Source organism: Winogradskyella sp. ABM4_392, from assembly GCF_056160445.1.
This window is the reverse complement of sequence record NZ_JBSWXE010000002.1, coordinates 20,632-40,670: the sequence shown is the minus strand read 5'-3', so window position 1 is coordinate 40,670 and position 20,039 is coordinate 20,632. Positions and strand designations below refer to the sequence as shown.

The window sequence follows — 20,039 nt, the reverse complement described above, 5'->3', positions numbered from 1 at the left end:
CTATTTTACAGCGTCGTAATTATCATCCCACTCTTTTGGTTTTGGATCATCGTGAAGCTTATCTAAAGATTTGGCAACCATCATTGATACCGTAGCATCTCCCGTAACATTAACAACAGTTCTACACATATCCAAAGGTCTGTCGACTGCAAAGATCAATGCTAACCCAATTGGTAATAATTCAGCCGGAAATCCAATAGATTCCAAAACAATCACAAGCATAACCATACCAGCACTTGGAACAGCTGCACTACCAATTGATGCTAATAGTGCTGTTAGTACAATTACCAACTGATTAGTAAAGGTTAACCCTTCTGGCCAAATTACCTGCATAATAAATACTGCAGCTATACCTTGGTATAAGCTAGTACCATCCATATTAACAGTTGCACCAACTGGTAACACGAAACCAGAAACTTCTTTGTCTACGCCTAGATGTTCTTCAACACGTTCCATGGTAACAGGTAGTGTTGCAGCACTACTACTTGTAGAGAATGCTAATAATTGAGCTGGACTAATTTTATTAAGAAACCACATTGGTGATTTTTTTGTAAAAACCTTTATTAATAACATATAGAAACTTATCATCAGCAATAAACCCACAACCACACATAGAGCATATTGCAATAATTTTAATAGTATTTCTGTGTCATCAAATGCAATTATAACATTAGCCATTAAGGCAAATACAGCATAAGGTGCAAAAAGCATAATAAGGTCTACCATTTTCATGACGACTTCATTGAGTGAATCAAAAATATCTATCATGGGTTTAGCTTTCTTTTCGCCGATTAAAAGCAAAGAAATACCAACAAACAATGCAAAAAAGATAACTTGAAGCATTTTAGCCTCTCCCATTGCTTTAAAAATATTACTTGGAAAAATGTCAACCAAAGCCTGTAATGGACCAGCATTTTTTTGAGCGCTTGCTTTGGCTAACTTATCTGTAACACCAGCATCATTTTCGTACTTCTGTTTTATTTTTTCAATTGTTTCTTCTGGCATTCCAGTTCCTGGTTGTACAGCATTTACTATTGATAACCCAATAATGATGGCCACTAATGTAGTACCTATATAGATTGAGATAGTTCTTAAACCCATATCTCTAATTTTTGAAATATCCTTTAAATCAGAAATACCCTTTATTAAAGAAGCTAGTATTAGTGGGACTGCGATTAATTTCAACAGATTAATAAAGATAGTACCAAATGGTGCAATCCAATCTGTTACGAATTGCTGACCACTTACAGAATTCATAATAAAACCAAAAATGATTCCGAGAACCATTCCTATAATAATCTTCCAGTGTAATGCTAGTTTCTTCATAATATTTGCCGCGAAAGCGGTAATCTCATTTAATTTACTCTTTTACTTCCAGTCATTAGACTCCTGCCTGCGCAAGAGTGTGTAATCTGCCAAAACTAAAGCAGCCATTGCTTCTACAATTGGTACAGCTCTAGGTACCACACAAGGATCATGACGTCCTTTACCTTGCATTTCTACGGTTTCACCCTTGCTATTTATAGTCTCTTGTTTTTGTAAGGTTGTAGCAACTGGCTTAAAGGCTACTCTAAAGTAAATGTCCATACCATTACTAATACCACCTTGTATACCTCCTGACAAGTTAGTTTTTGTTGTTCCATCTTCATTAAACTTATCGTTATGCTCACTACCTATCATTTTTGCTCCGCAAAAACCACTTCCATATTCGAAGCCTTTTACAGCATTTATAGATAGCATAGCTTTGCCTAATTCAGCATGTAACTTATCAAAAACAGGCTCTCCTAGTCCAGCTGGAACATTTTGCAAAACACAAGTAATTGTTCCACCAATGGTATCTCCTTGTTTCTTTACTTCTTGCACTTTGGCAATCATTTTTTCTGCAGAAGCCTCGTCAGGACAACGGATAATATTAGACTCAGTTTTGCTAAAATCTAAATCCTGATAAGGTTTATCTATAAAAATATCTCCTACTGAAGAGGTAAATGCATTAATCCTAATCGAAGTTAACATTTGCTTAGCAATAGCACCTGCCACCACTCTACTTGCAGTTTCTCGCGCAGAACTTCTTCCACCTCCTCTGTAATCTCTTACACCGTATTTTATATCGTATGTGTAGTCTGCATGACTTGGTCTATAAACATCTTTAATATGCGAATAATCCTTAGATTTTTGGTTGGTGTTTTTAATAATAAACCCTATTGGAGTTCCTGTTGTTACGCCTTCAAAAATACCAGACAAAAATTCTACTGTATCTGGTTCTTTACGCTGAGTCACTATTTTAGATTGACCTGGTTTACGTCTATTTAACTCATTTTGAATAGCTTCAAAATCTAATTTCAAACCAGAGGGACATCCATCTATTATTCCGCCAATTGCAATACCATGAGATTCACCAAATGTGGTGAGTTTAAATAGTTTTCCGAAGGAATTTCCTGCCATTAATTATTATTTTACGCTAAAGGTAAATGTATTATTACAGAAAATAAAATACATTATTTCTTTTGGTCAAACAATTACATCTAAAATGATGCATTTTCTAGGCCTTTTCTACATAACAATTTCATAACAGTTTGCTCATACTTAATTAATTATCTCGTTACAATCAATTAATAACTATACCTGTAATTTGTAACATTGATTTTTAGCCTTGAATTTAAAGAGAAAAGTAGAAATAGCAGTTATATCTGATGTTCATTTAGGAACTTTTGGTTGTCAAGCTAAACAACTCTTAACCTATTTGAATAGTATTGAGCCCAAGAAGTTGATTCTTAATGGTGATATTGTTGATATATGGCAGTTTAAAAAACGTTACTTTCCGAAATCACATTTAAGTGTTATTAAGAAAATAATGGACTTTGCAGCAAATGGCACTGAAGTCATTTACATTACTGGTAATCATGATGAAATGCTTAGAAAGTTTACGGATACTGAGATTGGAAATATCTCAATAGTGAATAAACTTGTTTTGGATTTAGATGGCAAAAAAGCATGGTTTTTTCATGGTGATGTTTTTGATATTTCCATTCAAAACGCCAAATGGCTTGCTAAACTTGGTGGTTGGGGTTACGATCTTTTAATTTTAATGAATAGCATGGTGAATTGGGGATTAGAGAAGCTTGGAAAAGAGCGGTATTCCCTTTCTAAACGCATTAAAAATAGTGTAAAAGGCGCTGTGAAGTATATAAATGACTTTGAAAAAGTTGCTACTGATCTTGCGATAGAAAATGGTTATGACTATGTAGTTTGCGGCCATATACATCAACCAAAAATGCTTATTAAAGAGAATAAGCACGGTAAAACTACGTATCTAAACTCTGGTGATTGGGTAGAAAACTTTACTGCTTTAGAATATCAATTTAAACGTTGGAAAGTCTACAACTACAACAATGACAAGCTTTCTCCTTTTTTTGCCGATGAAGATTTAAAGGACATGGATGTTAAAGATCTTATTGCAGCCATTACGATAGTTGAACAGCCTAAAAAGAAAAAATCAAAATAAAGCCTCTCTAAGAATTGAAATTGGATGTTTGGCTATTCTACCTGTACCATCCTTTATTTGATGCCTGCAACTTGTACCATTTGCAGCAATTATAGTATCATTTGACGCCTTTCTTACAGCAGGAAACAAAGTTTGCTCTCCTATTTGCATACTTAACTCATAATTATCTTTTTCATAACCAAAGCTACCTGCCATTCCACAGCAACCACTAGGTATTATAGTAACTTTATAATTTTCTGGTAAATTAAGAATATCAAAGCTAGATTTTTGATTTGCTAACGCCTTTTGATAGCAATGGCCATGAAACTTAATTTTTTTATGTTCTTTTGTAAATTGATTTGGAGTAATGTTACCTAATTCAATTTCCTTTTGAATGAATTCTTCTATCAAAAAAGTACAATCTGCAATAGACTTTGCAGTTTCTTTATCATCAGCTAATTTTAAATATTCATCCTTAAAAGTCAAGATAGATGAAGGTTCTATACCTATCAAACAAAAATCGTCATTTATACAATTTTTAAAGACTGATATGTTCTTGTTAGCTATGATCTTAGCCTCTTCTAAAAAGCCTTTAGATATAAAACCTCTTCCACTATCTATATTGCTGATAATATTTACTTTATAATTCAAATTCTCAAGTAATAGTTTAGCATCTAAACCAATATCAGATTCAAGGTAATTTATAAATTCATCAACAAATAAATGGACTGTTTTTTTGTGGGTTTTAATATTTTGAATTACGTGTTTATTTTGAGATAATTTAGAAAATGATTTGGTAACCTCAGGTAAACTTCTTTCTGGATGTAGACCTAAAGAAGCATTCATAAAACCTCTCACAAATTTGGTTTTAAATAAAGCATTAGCTAAATCAGGAAAACGAGATGCCATTTTGTTATACTTAGTTGCATTGGCATAAAATTTATCTTTAAAAGTTACTCCGTTTTCTTTTTGATATTGATATAAAAATTCAGCTTTTAAACTCGCAACATCCACACTACTTGGGCATTCGCTTGCACATGCTTTACAGCTTAGACACAAGCTAAAAACATCTTTTAATTCCTGATGATTGAATTTATTAGATTTCTCAGAGTTAGTTAAATACTCTCGTAATGCATTAGCTCGCGCTCTTGTGGTATCTTTTTCGTTTCGTGTAGCTCTATAACTCGGACACATTACACCACCAAACTCAGGTAATTTTCTGCAATCACCTGAGCCATTACATTTTTCAGCCTCTCTAAGAATGCCTTGCGAATGTGAAAAATCTAAAAGTGTTTCTATTTCTGGTTCTTCCCTATAAGTTTCGTACCGTAAATTTTTATCCATCGGAAAAGCATCTACAATCTTTCCAGGATTAAAAATATTATCGGCATCAAAAGCTGATTTTATTCGTTTTAATAATTGATAGTTTGCTTCACCAATCATTAAAGGGATAAATTCTGCTCGCACAATACCATCACCATGTTCGCCAGACATAGAGCCTTGATATTTCTTTACAAGCTTAGCCACATCTGTGGTTATAGCTCTAAATAACTTAACGTCATCACCCTTTTTTAAATCTAAAATTGGGCGCAAATGCAATTCACCAGCGCCTGCATGTGCATAATACACTGCATTTTGATTATACGAACGCATAAGTGTTGTAAACTCCTCAATGTAAGCATCTAAATCGTCTAATGCTACAGCAGTATCTTCAATACAAGCTACTGCTTTTTTATCGCCAATCATATTACCCAAAAGTCCTAAACCTGCTTTACGAAGTTCTAGGGCTTTGGCTATGTTTTCTCCTTTAAGAATTGGTGCTGCATAACTTAAACCGAGCTCATCAGCCGTCTTAATAAGGCTTTTAATTTCTACATCTAACACATCTTGAGTTTCAGCTTTTAACTCACACATTAAAATAGCTACAGGATTTCCTTCTATAAAAGCTCTGTTTTCTTGCTGTGTTTTGTTATGTTTTGTGAGATTCAATATAGAATCGTCCATCATTTCACAAGTGTGCAAATTATGCTGCATTAAGGGTTTTACAGCTTTCATACAGTTTGCTATACTTTCAAAATGAAAAGCCACCATAGCACTATTTTTTGGTGGTAAATCATCCAACTGAAGCGTTATTTCTGTTGTAAAGGCTAATGTACCTTCACTACCAGCTAACAATTTGCACATATTGAATTTTTCATCTGAATTAATGAAAACTTCAGATTTAATTAATTCATCAATCGCATAACCTGTGTTTCTTCTATGAATACTGGCTTTTGGAAAGTTTTTCTTAATCTGTTTTTGTACTGATTCAGATTTTAATTCTTCATCAATTGATTTGTAAATATGTCCTTCAAGAGTACTCTCCCTTGTTTTTTGAAGAAAATCATCTTTTGATATTGTCTCAAAAACAGCTTCACTTCCATCACTTAAAAGTGTTTTTAAACTCAGCACTTTATCTCGTGTTACACCATACTGAATAGATGTAGTGCCAGAAGAATTATTGCCTACCATGCCACCAATCATACAGCGATTAGATGTAGACGTATTTGGTCCGAAAAACAAACCATAAGATTTTAGATAATTATTTAACTGGTCTCTAACCACACCTGGTTGAACTGTGACAGTTTTTTCGTCCTTATTAACCCTTATAATTTTGGTAAAATACTTAGAAACGTCAACAACAATGCCTTTGCCCACAACTTGACCTGCAAGAGAAGTTCCGGCAGTTCTGGGAATGATTCCTATTTTGTGAGTTTTTGCAAATGAAATAAGTTGTTTAACATCTTCTACTGTTTTTGGTATAGCCACTGCAGTTGGTAACATTCTATAAACAGATGCATCTGTTGCATAGAGCTTCAGCATTAAATCATCAGAGTACAGTTCGCCTTCTAATTTTTTGCTTAAAATCTGTAAATGTGACTCTAAATTTCCCGACATTTTTTATTTCAATATTCAACATTAACAAATATTAATGTTGTCTTAAAACCTATGGTTAACACTCAATTTTAACATAATTTCGTCGTTATAATCTTACAACAACAAAACAACTTGTTGGAAATATAAACACTAAAACTTAAAATTCTTATGAAAAAAATAATTTTATTACTTACAGTATGTGTAAGCTTTACTTTTGCTGCTAGCGCTCAAGAAATTGCTGATAATGCAATTGGTCTTAGACTTGGAGATAGTGATGGATTTGGAGCTGAAATATCTTATCAACGTGCACTGGGAGATAATAATCGACTAGAGGCTGATTTAGGATGGAGAAGCGGAAATGGTTACGATGGTTTTAAACTTACTGGTTTATACCAATGGGTTTGGGAATTAGATGGTAATTTTAACTGGTACGCTGGTGCTGGTGGCGGACTAGGCTCTTATAGTTTTGACAACAACAATTTTGATGACGAAACATTTTTCTTCGTAGCTGGTGATATAGGTATTGAATATAATTTCGACATTCCTCTGCTGTTATCATTGGATTTTAGACCAGAACTTGGTTTTGGGGACTTTAGAGATGATCTAGATTTTGATATTGCCTTGGGTATTAGATATCAGTTCTAACTATTGAAAAACATATATAAAAGTCACCAAATTTTGGTGGCTTTTTTTATGATAATAAGCCATAAAAATTCTTTAATTTAGCGCAACTTTTAAAACCAACCTTATTCCTATTTTTGGAGGTAAAATATACAATTAATGAAAAATACTGCTTTAACAGAAACTCACATTGCTTTAGGTGCTAAAATGGTTCCTTTTGCTGGATATAATATGCCTGTACAATATGAAGGTGTAAACATAGAACACGAAACTGTACGTAAAGCTGTTGGTGTTTTTGATGTTTCTCATATGGGTGAATTTTTAATTGAAGGCCCTAATGCTTTAGAGCTAATACAAAAGGTATCGAGTAATGACGCTTCAAAATTAGAAATAGGAAAAGCGCAATACAGTTGTTTACCAAATGATGATGGTGGAATTGTAGATGATCTAATTATATATAAGGTTAAAGACGAAACCTACTTACTTGTTGTTAATGCTAGTAATATTGAAAAAGATTGGAATTGGATTGTTTCAAAAAATGATGTTGGTGCAGATATGCGAGATTTAAGTGAAGATTATTCCCTTTTGGCAATTCAAGGCCCAAAAGCTGTTGAAGCCATGCAATCCTTATCTAGTCATGATTTATCTGCTATTAAATTCTACAACTTTGTGGTTGGTGATTTTGCAGGTGTAGAGCATGTAATTATATCCGCTACTGGTTATACTGGTAGTGGTGGTTTTGAGATTTATTGTAAAAACTCTGAAGTAAAGCAAATTTGGGATAAAGTACTAGAAGCAGGTGCTGACTTTGGCATTAAACCAATTGGTTTAGCAGCAAGAGACACATTACGCTTAGAAATGGGTTATTGTTTATATGGTAATGACATAGATGACACTACGTCTCCTATAGAAGCTGGTTTAAGTTGGATTTGCAAATTCAACAAAGAATTTACAAACAGTGAATCTTTACAAGCCGAAAAAGAACGCACACCAGAGCGTAAATTAGTTGCTTTTAAATTAGACGATAGAGGTATTCCACGTCATGGTTATGACATTGTAGATAATAATGGTAATACCATTGGTAATGTAACTTCTGGTACAATGAGCCCTAGTTTAGGAGTTGGTATTGGCTTGGGTTATGTACCGAAAGTGTTTTCTAAAACAGATAGTAAGATAAATATTCAGGTTCGTAAAAAAGCGATTCCTGCTACTGTGGTAAAGCTTCCGTTTTACAAAGGATAGTTAGTTTTAAATAGGTTGTAGGAATTAATGAAGAAGCATTTAAGCAAACACAGAATCCTTATTCTTGGTGCAAGTGGATATATTGGTAATGCGCTTTATAAAGAGCTAGGTCCTTACTTTAAAACATTTGGTACCTACAGAACTCCAAAAAAAATATTTGAGAGTAATAAGCAATTCTTTCACTATAACGTAGAGGATGATGATGTTTATGAAATTTTAGAAGCCACTAAACCTACAATTGTTATATCAGCAATAAGAGGAGATTTTAACGCACAGACTATTGCGCATCATCACATTGCAGAATTTGCTTTAGAATATGGCTCAAAAATTATTTTCTTATCCTCAGCTAATGTTTTTGATGCTTATAGCAAATATCCAAGTTACGAGTTAGACAAAACGTTGAGCCATAGTATCTATGGACATTTTAAAATAAAAATAGAAAATATGTTGCTGCGCTTACCTAAAAAGCAAGTAGCGATATTGAGATTACCAATGGTTTTTGGACAGCAGTGTCCGAGAATACAAGAAATGAAGCTGTTCATTTCTGAAAACGAATCGGTCGAAATCTTTCCCAACTTAATAATGAATGTTACATTAGATAAGAAAGTAACGCAGCAAATCCATTATATTATTAACCGTGAGAAGTATGGGATATTTCATTTAGGGAGTACAGATTTAGTACATCATGATGAATTTGTTAAGCAAATTTTAGAAGCTATTAGCCCTAAAAAAGTGTCATTGAAACATGTTTACACTACTAACGACGACCGTTATCTTGCCGTTTTGCCAAAATTTAACAAATTACCGAAGCATCTTCAGATTACAAGCGACAAGGTTTTAAAAGAACTTAAAAAATAGCTTGACTACCTTACGGTATTTTCTTAAATTTCGACTAACAAATCATTAATACAATCTATGAAAACCCATAATGGGTATTTGACAAATACAAGTCATTACCACCACAGTAATTAAATAACTGTACCATAGGTTCTTGCAAATTTTTTAATTAGATGAAGTTAGACGACACTACTATAGAAAAGAAACTACTCCGTTTTCCAGAATGGGAATATTACGATAACGCTATTCATGTAGAACTAGAGTTTGACAACTTTAAAGATTGCTTTAGTGCCATGAGCAGGATTGCTTTTGAATGTGAAGCATTAAATCACCATCCTAATTGGAGCAACGTTTATAACGTTTTAAATATTTCATTATCTACGCATGATGCTGATGGTGTAACACAAAAAGATTTTGACCTAGCTGAAGCTATAGAAGCTATTGTAGAAGCTGATGAATAATTACTGTCTGCATTCATCTCTATGAAATTTTATTTTACCACTTTAATCCTATTTATTTTTAGTTGTCTTCAGGCTCAAAATGTTTCTTTTTGTAATGATTTACAAGCGGTAAACATTATTATTGCAGATTCACACTACAGCCCAAAAGCAGTTAATGACAGCCTTTCTAAAGGAGTCTTTAAATTATTCTTAAATAAAATAGATGAACATCAACGCTTTTTTCTTCAATCTGACATAGAAAGTTTTAAAGCAGATGAATTTATGTTTGATGATTTTATCAACAATAAACAATGTGATTTTATTAAACGCTATTCAGATATTTTATCAAAACGTATTACAGCATCAAAAACGTTTTTAGAAACACTTAAAAATGAAACTTTAGACTATTCTGGTGTAGATAGCCTATACTATAAATCTGACAAAAACTTTGATTATTTTAAAAATACAGATGCTACAAAAAAGTATTGGAACAAAAGAGTACGTTATAGAATTCTTAGAAAATTGGTAGAGAATGATTCTTCTTTAGAAGATATAACCTCAAACTTTAAGGAATTAGAAACAGACATAAAACCAAAGGTTATTGATAATGAAATATGTCTTCTTCAAGAATTTGAAAATAGTTTGGGTGGTATTAATCGCTTTGTTGAAGTTTCTTTTTTAGATGCTTTGGCAAAATACCAAGATCCCAACTCTGCATATTTAAGTGCTTCAGACAAAACACAATTTGAAAAATCCGTTTCAAATTCTCAATTATCCTTTGGTATAGAAACCACAAAAAACAATAATGGCGATATTGTTATTTCATATATCTCACCAGGAAGTACTGCATTTAAAAATGGTGAGTTTGAGGTTAATGATGTCATATTATCATTAACCAGTAAAAGAGAAACCATAGAGAGTTACTGCCTTTCTAACGAAACCATTACTAGCTTTATTAATGATGATAATATTGATGAAATCACCTTCAGAATTAAAAAGAAAAATGGGCAAATTAAATCCATTAAATTAGGAAAAAGCAGTTTAGAAGTAGAAGGCAATTCTATCACAGGTTTTGTTTTATCCGAAACGGTGAACATTGGGTATATCCAAATTCCAAGTTTTTATACAGATACTGAATCTATAAATGGTTTGGGTGTAGCTAACGATGTTGCAAAACAGATTTATAAACTTCAAAAAGAGAATATTTCTGGTATTATCATTGATTTACGGTTTAATGGTGGTGGTTCTATGAAAGAAGCCGCAGACCTTTCGGGTATGTTTATAGATAGAGGTCCTGTAGCTATTTCTAAAGTTAGAAACGAAGAGAACTACACTATAAGAGATCCTAATCGTGGTAGTATATTTAATAAACCTATTGTTATTTTAGTAGATCAATTTAGCGCTTCTGCTTCAGAGTTTTTTGCAGGTGCCATGCAAGATTACAACAGAGCTATTATAGTCGGTGGCACTACTCATGGTAAAGCAACATCGCAGTTAATTGTTCCTATTTCAGATGATAAAGAAACTAATTTCTTAAAGCTGACTATGGGACAATTTTTTAGAGTGACTGGCAAAAGTCACCAAAATTTAGGTATTGTACCCAATATTACACTTCCTGGTATTTACGACAATTACAAAACCCAAGAAAAGTATAAAGACTTTAGTCTAGAAAATACAGCTACAGATGTTACATTAAAACACAGACCTAAACCTAAACAAGACTTTAGTTCTATTGTTGATAAAAGCCAGAAACGAATAGAAAACGACAGTATATTTAATACAATTAAGACATTTAACCGCATATTTATTAACGATTATGTAAATAGAACTGGCAATTACCCGCTATCGTTAGAGTTTGTTTTCAATGATGATAAAAAATATAATGAAGCATGGAATGCCTATAGCACAGCGGTAGAGAATAACAAATCTATTTATCAAGTTTTAAACACAACTTCTACAGATGACATTTTAAGCTATAATGAAGAGGATAAAAAACTAAATAATGAGTTACGCGACAAAATCTCAAAAGATCCTTACATTCAAGAAGCTTTCTATATAATAAATGATATATTACAACTTTAAATTTCAATTCATTACAATGAAACAAATATTTACCATTGCCCTTTTCTTTTTTGCTATCAGCTTATCTGCACAAACCTTTGACAATGCACTACAATACTTAGAATTTGTAAGTGAGCAGCAAGAAGGGATTACAAAAAAAATGTGGAAATACACAAAATCTATTGCGCACAGTAGAAGTGATAGAAACATTGAAAACAAAAGAAAAAGTCTTCTAAAAACTTTAGATAAGGCTATAGATAAAATTAAAAAAGCACCAGGTTATGATGGTAATGAGTTTAAAAATCAACTTTTGAAACGATTACAATTCAGCAAAAACATGCTAAATGATGATTATGCAAAAATTATAGACATGAAAGCTGTTGCTGAACAATCATATGATGCTATGGAAGCCTATATGCTAGCCCAAGAAATGGCAGACAACAAGATGGAAGAAATACAAGAAGAGTATGAAACCAATTACTATGCTTTTGCCAACAAGCACAAGATAAACATTATAGAAAACGAGTCTGATTTAAGTAAAAACATGACAATTTCTAACGAAGTTTTCAGGCATTACAAAAAAATGTATCTCATCTATTTTAAGGTATATATCAATGAGGTTTATCTAATTGAAGCTTTAAATAATGGAGATGCAAATGCTATACAACAAAATGCAAATGCATTATCCGAAAGTGCAAAAGAAGGTTTAGAAATTTTAAAAACAGTAGAGCATTATAAAAATGACAAGTCTATTGCAAATACAACAAAAAAGGCTTTCGAATTTTTTATAGATGAAGCTGATAATAAAATGCCGCAAATTGTTGAGTTTCTGGTACTAAACGAAGATTTACAAAAAACTCAAGCTGCATTAGAAAAAACACCACAAAGAAAGCGTACCAAAGAACAGATAGATGGTTATAATAATATGGTTAATGATTTTAACAAGAAAGTTAAGATCTATAATAAGCTTAATAACGAGCTTAATAATAAAAGACAGACAGTTATCAATAACCTAAACAACGCAAATCAAAACTTTTTGAGCAAGCATATTCCAAATGATTAATTTAATATTTTTAAATTTGCTTGCCTTATCATAAAAGGAATAACATTACTTACAAATCAGTTTCCTAAACTATAAAAGGGACAAAAAATATATTTTAAATGGGAAGAGCTTTTGAATTTAGAAAAGCAAGAAAAATGAAACGATGGTCTGCTATGAGTAAGGCATTTACTCGTATTGGTAAAGATATCGTTATGGCAGTAAAAGAAGGTGGTCCAGACCCAGACAGTAACTCTCGTCTAAGAGCAGTAATACAGAATGCTAAGTCTGTAAACATGCCAAAGGATAACATTGAGCGTGCTATAAAACGTGCATCAGATAAAAGTCAAGGTGATTATAAAGAAGTTATTTTTGAAGGTTATGCGCAACATGGCATTGCCGTACTTATAGAAACAGCAACAGATAACAACACGCGTACAGTAGCCAATGTGCGTAGTTATTTTAATAAGTGTGATGGAAGTTTAGGTACATCTGGCTCTGTTGTTTTTATGTTTGATCATACCTGCAACTTTAAAATAAAAGGTGAAGACTTAGACTTAGAAGAACTAGAATTAGAACTTATAGATTTTGGTGTTGAGGAAATCTTTGAAGATACAGATGAGGATGAAGATGGAAATGAAGTAACAAGCGTAATGATTTATGCACCTTTTGAAAGTTTTGGAAGTATACAATCCTATTTAGAGGAAAATAATATTGAAATCATTTCTTCTGGTTTTGAGCGTATACCACAAGTAACCAAGAAACTAACAGCAGAACAAGCTGAAGATGTAGAAAAACTTCTAGAAAAACTTGAAGAAGATGATGATGTACAAAATGTATATCATACCATGGAAGAAACTGCGGAATAGTTTTATTATTAATTAAAATATTGATAGAGGGCTTCTGCCCTCTTTTTTATGCTTTAGAATAATCAAAGGTTTTTAATTATTTTTATAAAGTATACATACACTTACTTCTTTTTTTAAATTCTACTTCAACATGAAAAGAATCACTTATTTATTATCTTTTTTAGTTTTCTTGGGATGCAATAACCATCACAATAATACAGACATCAAACAACCAAAAGAAGGTGTACATGAGCATCATAATGATAAGACACATACAGAACATAATTCAGCCAATGAGCACATGCATGAGTCTTCTGTAGAGGATTTAATAGAAAGATTTGAATCTCCCGAACGAGACGCATATCAACAACCAGATAAGGTTTTGAAATATCTAAAAGATATACAAGGAAAAACAATTATTGATATTGGTGCAGGCTCGGGATATTTCTCCGTGAAATTAGCAGAAAATGGAGCAAAAGTAATTGCTGCTGATGTGGATGATGAATTTTTAGATTACATAAACAATAGAATATATAAAGACAAATTAACTAATATTAAAACTCGTAAAATACCTTACGATTCGCCAAACCTAAAAGAAAATGAAGTGGATATGGCATTGATCGTTAACACCTATCATCACATAGAAAATCGATCAGAATATTTTTCAAAATTAAAGCTAGGAACTAAATCTAATGGTGAACTAGTAATAATAGACTTTTTTAAAATTGATCTGCCTATTGGACCATCAAAAAATCATAAACTATCAATTGATGATGTCATTGAGGAGCTTAAGAGAGCAGGATATACTTCATTTGATGTAAATGTAGATTTACTACCTTATCAGTACATAATTAAAGCTAAATAATGACTCTAAACCATGAAGGTAAAATATGATGAAATAGGAATAAACTATGCCCAGAAACGCAAAAGTGATCCTAGAATAGCATCTCAAATCTTGGAAAGACTTGAAGGTGCACAAAAAGTAGTAAACATTGGTGCTGGCACAGGTTCATACGAGTCAGAACATTTAGATTTAATAGCTGTTGAACCCTCAATAGAGATGATAAATCAACGAAGTTCTAATGCACATTCTGTTGTTCAAGGTTCTGCAGAATCTCTACCCTTTCACAACAATAGTTTCACTCATGCGCTTACGATATTATCAATGCATCATTGGGTCAACAGAGAACAAGCTTTTAAGGAGATTAATAGAGTAGCTACAGAAAAATTTATTGCTATCACATGGAATCCTGATTCTGACCCATTTTGGTTAACTAGAGATTATTTTCCTGAAATATTTGATTTAGATAAAAGAATATTTCCAAATATTAAAGAACTCGAAAGTCATTTTGATAACATTGAAATTGATCCATTATTAATTCCTGAAGACTGCATTGATGGTTTTCTGGCAGCTTATTGGAAAAGACCATCAGCATATTTAGATGTAAATGTCAGAAACTCTATCTCTAGCTTCTCAAAGATTAGTAATCTATCAAAAGGTCTAGACAAATTGAAGTCTGATATCGACAGCAAAAAATGGTTTCATACGAATGAATCAATATTGTCAAAATCGATGTTAGATGCTGGTTATATTATAATTACTGTGAACACTAAAACCGTATAAAACACTAGCATTTAAAATTAAAGTCTAAATCCTATCTTTGTTACTCAACCAATCAACAATTGAATAAAAAACGTCTTTATTTTATTGATGCTGTAAGAGCCTTTGCTATCTTAATGATGTTACAAGGTCATTTTATAGATACGCTTTTAGATGTATCGTACAGAGATGATAGTAGTACGGCATTTACAGTATGGAAATACTTTAGAGGCATTACTGCACCTACGTTTTTTACAATCTCAGGATTGATATTTTCATACCTGCTCATCAAGGCTAAACGCAGTGGCAATGTAATCTTTAGAATGAAAAAAGGATTGTATCGAGGTTTATTACTAATTGGCATAGGATATCTTTTACGTGCGCCTATTTTTCAATGGCTTTATGGTGATTTTAATTCCCCATATTTTCTACTTGTTGATGTATTACAATGCATAGGTTTGTCATTAACATTAATTGTAGGTATTTATAAATTAACCTTAAAAAAGACATTACTCTTTTCAATATTAATGTGTCTTTTAGGATTTGCCATATTTCTAACAGAACCGCTTTACCGCTATTTAAATATACCAGATGTGCCAAAGATTTTCGCTAATTGGCTAACTAAAGATTACGGCTCTATTTTTAATATCATCCCATGGTTTGGCTATGTTGCTTTTGGTGCCTTTATAGCTACACTTTTTTATAGATATTTAGAAAGACCAAAGTTTAAATTTGGTATTATAATAGGTTTTGTTGTCTGTGGACTCTTTCTAATATTTAAGTCGGGTTGGTTATTAATGCAACTCTATTTTATAACAGATTTAGAACTTTTAAAAGATGTTGCATATTATAATTATCTCTTTACAAGATTAGGAAATGTACTTCTGTTATTTGCAATATTCTATGCAGCTGAAGATTACATTAAACAACCTTTGTTACTAAGAATTGGACAAAAAACCTTATCTATTTATGTTATTCACTTTATAATCATATATGGAAGTTTTACAGGCATAGGATTGCATCAATTAATTGGAAAAACATTACTACCATGGCAAGCTATAATTGGCGCAATAGTATTTTTAACTACTGTCTGTTTTATTTCATTTTACTATGTTAAAACCAATGCATTTTTATACAACAGCATCCGTAACATTGTAGAAAAAATAAAACGCATTTAGTAGGCCTCATACCAGTCAAAATTTTCTTTTATAATTCTCTCTTTTTCGTCATTAATAAAATCTAGATAAGCTTGCGCTACAGGTGAGAGATTTTTAGATTTTTGCCAAACTAAATTCCAATTGGTAATTATTGGTAAACCCTTATATGGTATAATTTTTAGATCACCATTTTTAAGTTCATTTTTAATGCCAATCAATGGCATTATAGAATAACCTAGTCCTGCTATTACCGCCTGTTTTAATGCCTCGTTAGAAGTAAGTTCCATGCGCTTTGGAGTATTAATATTATGACTGGCTATAAAGCTTTCCATGGCATTACGAGTTGCAGAACCTTCCTCTCTGTAAAGCATAGGATAAGTTTCAAAAATCTTATTCTTAGATACTTTATTATTAAATTTTTCTTTTGTGCCACCTACTAAATACAACCTGTTTTCCATTAACTCTACCCTATTTAAGTTCAGTTGATCTGGTATCACAGAAACCAAGGAAAAGTCTACTTCATTGTTTTCTAAACTTTTAATAACACTAGTTTTATTTGTAACATCCATAACGAGATCTACACCACTATTTTTATTAGTAAAATCAGACAAAAAATAAGGCATAACATATTTTCCGGTAGATACCACAGATATTTTTAATCGGCCAGCAATCTGACCTTTAAAAGACATCGTTTTATAGTTAATAGCTTGTACTTCATTAAGGATTTTCTCTGCAGCCTCAGCAATTTCCCAACCAAAATCCGTAACATATAGCTGTCTACCAACAACTTCTGTTAATGGAATAGAAAACTGATCTTGAAATTTTTTTAGTTGTATTGAGACTGCAGGCTGACTTAGAAATAAAGCTTCAGAAGCCTTAGTAATACTCTTTAATTGTGTGATTTTTAAAAAAATCTGTAGTTGATGTAAAGTGTAATTCATAAACTATAGTTATGTATATAATTAAAAATATATATAAAAATAAATAAAAAAAATGTTTCAATTTTGCCCCAGAAATAAAAATTAATAAACAATTAAGATTGCTAATATGGAAAGAATAGAGTCTAATACTTCTATAAAAGAAGTAGCTATGGATGATAAGAAAGCTTCGCAAAGAACAAAGATTAAAGTGGCTTTGACCTTTTTAATTTTATCTGGCCTTATCTCCTTATCCTACATTAATGGTAACATTTTTATGGAATACCTTGCTATATGTGCCTTTATTATATCGTGCATTTGCATCATAAAATTAACAGAAATTAAATCAAACTAATTTATAATTATCATGTCAAACACAAACACAAAAAACAGCGTTGAAAAAGCAACTCAAGAGGTTAACTTAGTAGAAGGTTTATTTACACCATCGGAAGCTAATCATTTAGTAAATGTTCTCATTGAGCAAAAAGTTAATTTTCATAAACTACAAAAATTAAGAATATGTGAAGGTCAGGAAGATGCAGACATTACTTACGAAAATAACAGAATAAAAGAACTATTAAACGAAAAACAGATAGCGAAAGACTACATTTCAATTGCAAGAAAAGAAGGTTATAATGTAGTGATTAATGGGACACTAAATATTTCGTTTGTAAAGTAATATATATCACTTTTAAAATCAGTCTCTGAAATTAATCAACAATGGATTTACACCTATTATTTGATAATTTAACAAATCCTGCATTACTGTTCTTTTTTCTTGGAATTATCGCAGTACAGCTAAAAAGTGATTTGGAAATACCTCCCAATTCCTCAAAATTTATTTCGCTCTATTTGCTTTTATCAATTGGCTTTAAAGGCGGACAAGAACTCTCTCACAGCGACCTTAATTTAGAAATAATTTGGTCGCTTTTATTTGGGATTTTCTTAGCTATAGCAGTGCCAGTTTACACTTACTTTATACTAAGGCGTAAATTTAGTGTGGCAAATGCTGGAGCTATTGCCTCATCCTACGGTTCTGTGAGTGCTGTAACCTTTGTAACAGCTATTTCTTTTTTAGAGATAGAGCAAATAACCTTTGGAGGTCATATGGTAGCTGTAATGGCTTTAATGGAAGCGCCATCCATAATTATTGGTCTATTACTTATATCTATATACGATAAAGAAAATACCATTAAAATGTCTATGGGTAAGGTTGCTAAACATGCATTAACCAACGGTAGTGTACTATTAATCTTAGGAAGCTTAGTTGTTGGATTTTTAGCAAGTGAACAACAAGCTGAAGGAATAAAGCCTTTTACAATAGACATCTTTAAAGGGTTTTTAGCTGTATTTCTACTAGATATGGGAATTACAAGTGGTAAAAAACTATCGTCTTTTCTAAAAAAAGGATGGTTTGCTTTAATATTTGCTATCATCATTCCAATAATAAACGGAAGTTTAGTAGCTGTTATAAGTTCTGTATTCACACAAAGTGATGGTAACCGTTTACTATTTGCAATTTTAGCGGCTAGTGCATCTTACATAGCAGTACCTGCTGCTATGAGAATTGCAGTACCAAAAGCAAATCCTAGTTTATATTTACCAATGGCTTTGGCAATTACATTTCCGTTTAATATTACATTAGGAATGCCACTGTATCTATGTATTATACAGATGTGTTCTATATTTTAGATTATAAAAAAGGCTTCCTAAATAAGGAAGCCTTTCTCTTTTTCATAACAATTTTAAAACTCAAAAAATATTAATTGTTAGATAAATACACCGACGAAGCCGATGCTAAAGCACTATTAAAAAAGGGTGTTAAGTTCCCTCCAGAACCAATATTATTAAAGGCTAATATTCTTCCTCCACCATTACCAGCTTCAGCAATGTAAACTGTTTGTGTTGTAGCGTCATAAGCCACATCAACAGGGTTTCCTAATAAGGTTGAGTTTCCTGAAACACGAATTTGATTTGATAATCCCAATGTTCCACCATTAGCAGTAGCATTTAATTTGTTAGTAAAGTTTTCTATAATATGAAACCCACCATCATCTTGTCCGTTAGATGCTAAGGCAATGTCTGTCATTACTAAAACATCAGAACTTGTATCGTATGTAATACCATGAGTTCTAACAATACCTTCAATTACAATTCGTTTAGAAGCACTCAGTGTAGTGGTTGACGTATTGGATAAAAAGTTAGTGAAAATTGCCAGTTCATTAGTTGCATCTACAACTGCATAAAGATCATTTCCGTTAAAAGTAATTCCCCAAAGTTTAAAATTGGTAGTAATTACATTTCTTAGAGAAAAACTTCCGTTAGACATTGAATAGATAAATAACCTTCCGTCTGGTGTATTTGTGTCTCCATCAACATCCGCATTATCTGCAACAACAAAGAAATTACCATTAACAGCAACTTCCCTTGGACTCATCATATCGCTTGTACCTGCTACATCTACGTTAATTGCAGCACCATTTACTAGACCATCCACATTTAAAAACCCTTCTAGATTATTACCAGATCTTGACGCCTGAAAAACAGACTCAGTTTCCTTATTATAAAACACTCCATCTGCTGCTGTAGAAGTTGTAATCAACGTTCTTGACATTATATTTTGATTAGATGTAACATCATAAACTGTTATATTACCATTAGAATTGTTTGAAGCAAAAAGGCTCACTGTCTGACTACTGCCATTATTATTACCTGAATCATCATCACTACATGAGGTTGTAAAAAATGAAGCCATTATGACTAAAGCTGCTATTAATTTTGAATTTTGATTTTTCATTACATTTTGAATTTTCATGATTAAATAAGTTTTTTGTTTGTACTTTACCTACGTAATTATGATAAAGTGGGTTTTATAAAATT

Annotated in this window: 19 protein-coding genes; 14 read left to right on the top strand and 5 right to left on the bottom strand. The window is 32.1% G+C overall.

The features are described from left to right. Complete coding sequence (locus ACXAFS_RS06295) at positions 1-1,326, bottom strand: dicarboxylate/amino acid:cation symporter (RefSeq protein ID WP_475305956.1); 1,326 nt, start codon at positions 1,324-1,326, stop codon at positions 1-3. A gap of 42 nt (positions 1,327-1,368) precedes the next feature. Further along, positions 1,369-2,442 (bottom strand): chorismate synthase, encoded by a 1,074-nt coding sequence (gene aroC, locus ACXAFS_RS06290; protein WP_475305955.1) that lies wholly within the window; start codon positions 2,440-2,442, stop codon positions 1,369-1,371. Positions 2,443-2,650: 208 nt separating this feature from the next. Here aroC and ACXAFS_RS06285 point away from each other — a divergent pair, with 208 nt between their 5' ends. Beyond that, entirely contained in the window at positions 2,651-3,502 is an 852-nt protein-coding gene (locus ACXAFS_RS06285; RefSeq protein ID WP_475305954.1) for a UDP-2,3-diacylglucosamine diphosphatase, read from the top strand. Here ACXAFS_RS06285 and ACXAFS_RS06280 read toward each other — a convergent pair. Then, positions 3,494-6,418 (bottom strand): FAD-binding and (Fe-S)-binding domain-containing protein, encoded by a 2,925-nt coding sequence (locus ACXAFS_RS06280; RefSeq protein ID WP_475305953.1) that lies wholly within the window; start codon positions 6,416-6,418, stop codon positions 3,494-3,496. The genes ACXAFS_RS06285 and ACXAFS_RS06280 overlap by 9 nt on opposite strands. 147 nt (positions 6,419-6,565) lie before the next feature. Here ACXAFS_RS06280 and ACXAFS_RS06275 point away from each other — a divergent pair, with 147 nt between their 5' ends. From ACXAFS_RS06275 to ACXAFS_RS06230, 10 genes are all read left to right on the top strand, one after another. Then, on the top strand, positions 6,566-7,042 hold the full coding sequence (locus ACXAFS_RS06275; RefSeq protein WP_475305952.1) for a hypothetical protein: 477 nt from the start codon (positions 6,566-6,568) through the stop codon (positions 7,040-7,042). A 135-nt stretch (positions 7,043-7,177) separates the two neighbouring features. Beyond that, the gene (gene gcvT / locus ACXAFS_RS06270) at positions 7,178-8,260 is read left to right on the top strand and encodes a glycine cleavage system aminomethyltransferase GcvT (RefSeq protein ID WP_475305951.1); all 1,083 of its coding nucleotides are present in this window, start codon (positions 7,178-7,180) and stop codon (positions 8,258-8,260) included. Positions 8,261-8,287: 27 nt separating this feature from the next. Further along, positions 8,288-9,118 (top strand): sugar nucleotide-binding protein, encoded by an 831-nt coding sequence (locus tag ACXAFS_RS06265; protein WP_475305950.1) that lies wholly within the window; start codon positions 8,288-8,290, stop codon positions 9,116-9,118. A 152-nt stretch (positions 9,119-9,270) separates the two neighbouring features. Next, complete coding sequence (locus ACXAFS_RS06260) at positions 9,271-9,558, top strand: 4a-hydroxytetrahydrobiopterin dehydratase (protein ID WP_475305949.1); 288 nt, start codon at positions 9,271-9,273, stop codon at positions 9,556-9,558. Positions 9,559-9,579: 21 nt separating this feature from the next. Next, complete coding sequence (locus ACXAFS_RS06255) at positions 9,580-11,619, top strand: S41 family peptidase (RefSeq protein ID WP_475305948.1); 2,040 nt, start codon at positions 9,580-9,582, stop codon at positions 11,617-11,619. Between the two features lie 16 nt (positions 11,620-11,635). Further along, the gene (locus ACXAFS_RS06250; RefSeq protein WP_475305947.1) at positions 11,636-12,661 is read left to right on the top strand and encodes an LIC11966 family surface protein; all 1,026 of its coding nucleotides are present in this window, start codon (positions 11,636-11,638) and stop codon (positions 12,659-12,661) included. Between the two features lie 98 nt (positions 12,662-12,759). Beyond that, positions 12,760-13,506, top strand: a complete 747-nt coding sequence (locus ACXAFS_RS06245) for a YebC/PmpR family DNA-binding transcriptional regulator (RefSeq protein WP_475305946.1) — start codon at positions 12,760-12,762, stop codon at positions 13,504-13,506. Between the two features lie 169 nt (positions 13,507-13,675). Beyond that, positions 13,676-14,350: a class I SAM-dependent methyltransferase gene (locus tag ACXAFS_RS06240; protein WP_475305945.1), complete on the top strand. Its 675-nt coding sequence runs from the start codon at positions 13,676-13,678 to the stop codon at positions 14,348-14,350. 12 nt (positions 14,351-14,362) lie between these two features. After that, positions 14,363-15,109: a class I SAM-dependent methyltransferase gene (locus tag ACXAFS_RS06235; RefSeq protein ID WP_475305944.1), complete on the top strand. Its 747-nt coding sequence runs from the start codon at positions 14,363-14,365 to the stop codon at positions 15,107-15,109. Between the two features lie 59 nt (positions 15,110-15,168). Continuing rightward, on the top strand, positions 15,169-16,263 hold the full coding sequence (locus tag ACXAFS_RS06230) for a heparan-alpha-glucosaminide N-acetyltransferase domain-containing protein (RefSeq protein WP_475305943.1): 1,095 nt from the start codon (positions 15,169-15,171) through the stop codon (positions 16,261-16,263). Here the strand turns inward: ACXAFS_RS06230 and ACXAFS_RS06225 are convergent. After that, positions 16,260-17,183, bottom strand: coding sequence for a LysR family transcriptional regulator (locus ACXAFS_RS06225; RefSeq protein WP_475305942.1), 924 nt, complete (start codon positions 17,181-17,183; stop codon positions 16,260-16,262). The genes ACXAFS_RS06230 and ACXAFS_RS06225 overlap by 4 nt on opposite strands. A gap of 106 nt (positions 17,184-17,289) precedes the next feature. Here ACXAFS_RS06225 and ACXAFS_RS06220 point away from each other — a divergent pair, with 106 nt between their 5' ends. The 3 genes from ACXAFS_RS06220 to ACXAFS_RS06210 are packed head-to-tail and all read left to right on the top strand — an operon-like array spanning position 17,290 to position 18,851. Continuing rightward, positions 17,290-17,514 carry a hypothetical protein gene (locus ACXAFS_RS06220; RefSeq protein ID WP_475305941.1) on the top strand — a complete coding sequence of 75 codons (225 nt, stop codon included), beginning with the start codon at positions 17,290-17,292 and terminating at the stop codon, positions 17,512-17,514. 12 nt (positions 17,515-17,526) lie between these two features. Beyond that, positions 17,527-17,838, top strand: a complete 312-nt coding sequence (locus ACXAFS_RS06215) for a hypothetical protein (RefSeq protein WP_475305940.1) — start codon at positions 17,527-17,529, stop codon at positions 17,836-17,838. A 41-nt stretch (positions 17,839-17,879) separates the two neighbouring features. Beyond that, positions 17,880-18,851, top strand: coding sequence for a sodium-dependent bicarbonate transport family permease (locus ACXAFS_RS06210; protein ID WP_475305939.1), 972 nt, complete (start codon positions 17,880-17,882; stop codon positions 18,849-18,851). 70 nt (positions 18,852-18,921) lie between these two features. Here the strand turns inward: ACXAFS_RS06210 and ACXAFS_RS06205 are convergent, their stop codons facing one another. After that, the gene (locus tag ACXAFS_RS06205; RefSeq protein WP_475305938.1) at positions 18,922-19,974 is read right to left on the bottom strand and encodes a hypothetical protein; all 1,053 of its coding nucleotides are present in this window, start codon (positions 19,972-19,974) and stop codon (positions 18,922-18,924) included. Positions 19,975-20,039 lie beyond the last annotated feature (65 nt).